At 36.4% G+C, this 1,529-nt stretch carries 2 protein-coding genes and 2 pseudogenes; 3 read left to right on the top strand and 1 reads right to left on the bottom strand.

The features are described from left to right. From MOC86_RS23795 to MOC86_RS23785, 3 genes and pseudogenes are all read left to right on the top strand, one after another. Positions 1-128: pseudogene (locus MOC86_RS23795) on the top strand (IS6 family transposase); the annotation flags it as partial. Positions 129-175: 47 nt separating this feature from the next. Then, positions 176-496: a transposase gene (locus MOC86_RS23790; protein ID WP_268307080.1), complete on the top strand. Its 321-nt coding sequence runs from the start codon at positions 176-178 to the stop codon at positions 494-496. Then, a complete protein-coding gene (locus MOC86_RS23785) occupies positions 463-1,377 on the top strand; it encodes an IS3 family transposase (protein ID WP_268586404.1) in 915 nt (304 codons plus the stop codon). The genes MOC86_RS23790 and MOC86_RS23785 overlap by 34 nt, the downstream gene beginning before the upstream one ends. 21 nt (positions 1,378-1,398) lie before the next feature. Here MOC86_RS23785 and MOC86_RS23780 read toward each other — a convergent pair. Further along, a pseudogene (locus MOC86_RS23780) lies at positions 1,399-1,529 on the bottom strand (IS6 family transposase); the annotation flags it as partial.

The raw sequence follows: 1,529 nt of genomic DNA, 5'->3' as shown, positions 1-1,529 counted from the left end.
AACGTATTCTTTCGATGCTTGGATTAAAGTCTTTACGAACTGCCAAACGGATTATTGCAGGGATAGAGGCTATGCACATGATTAAAAAAGGACAGACTCTCCAAAGTGATATTATCCCTCTTAGGTAGACAGTATTTAAAAAGGACAGTACTGTTTATCTAAGGGGGATTTTCTTATGGCTAAACAAGGGCAACAGTATAAAAAGTACTCAATAGAGTTTAAATTACAAGCAGTAAAAATGTATCTAGAAGATGGAATGGGCTGGGATATGGTAACGAAAAAATTAGATTTACCAAGCAATCGCCATATAAGAAGATGGGTGAAGGCATATCGTGAATCAGGTGTTCTGGGATTAGAAGATCAACGTGGAAAAAAATCTGGATCTAGACCTAAAAAGAAACCAAGTCAAAAGCCGATGACCTTAGAAGAGGAAGTAGAGTATTTACGGGCGCAAAACGAGTTATTAAAAAAGATAGTGGCATTCAAAAGGGGGTGAAAACAAAGAAAGACAAACAAATATGTTATAGAAGTATTCAATCCTTAGCTTCCAAGTATTCGATTTCTCTTTTATGTAGAGTAATAGGAATCTCAAGAAGTGGGTACTACAAATGGGTTCAAAGACAATGTACAGAAACAGAGAAACCAAAAGAAGACCAACAATTAAAACAATTGATGATGAAATGCGTAAAAGAAGTCAAAGGAATTTATGGTTACCCTCGTATAAAAGCTTGGTTATTCCGTAAACATGGGTTAATCGTGAATCATAAGAGAGTGTATCGTCTTATGAAGGAAATGGGGATACAAGCTAAAATTAGAAGGAAGCGAAAGTATTTCGGGAAGAAATCAGAAAAAGTAGTATCAGACAACCTCCTTAACCGAGACTTCTCAGCTTCCCATCCCAATAAAAAATGGGTCACAGATATTACCTATATTGACTTCGGTAAACAGCGAATGTATCTATCTGTTATTTATGATTTATTCAATAATGAAGTGGTAGCGTATAAGTTGGGCGACCAAAATAATCTAAAATTAGTACTGGATACGGTGAAAGAAGCCATAAAAAAGCGAGATGCGCGAGGAACTCTCTTACATAGCGACCGAGGATTCCAGTATACCTCTCCAAAGTATAGCGATTTACTAGAAAAGTGTCAGATCCGCCCTAGTATGTCTAGAAAGGGAAATGGTTTGGATAACGCATGTATAGAAAATTTCTTCGGTCATTTAAAATCAGAGCTTCTATATCTTCAGTTATTTAAATCAAAAGAGATGATACGACGTGCCATCAAAAACTATATTCATTTTTATAATACAGAAAGAATTCAATTAAAGTTACACAGCCGTTCTCCCATGGAATATCGAAGAATGGCTGCGTCATAACCACTGCCTTTTTTGTAGTGTCTACTTGACAGGGGTATATTCACTTTGGTGAGTCTGTTTCTTTTTAATCATATGCATGGCTTCTATGCCACACAGTATGTAAGTAGCTGTACGAAATGACTTCAATCCCAGCATAGAACGAACTCGCTTCT

The organism is Priestia endophytica (assembly GCF_026790145.1).
Taxonomy (GTDB): Bacteria; Bacillota; Bacilli; order Bacillales; family Bacillaceae_H; genus Bacillus_I; species Bacillus_I endophytica_A.
Note: the sequence above shows the minus strand (reverse complement) of the source record. Positions and strands in the feature narration are given on the sequence as shown.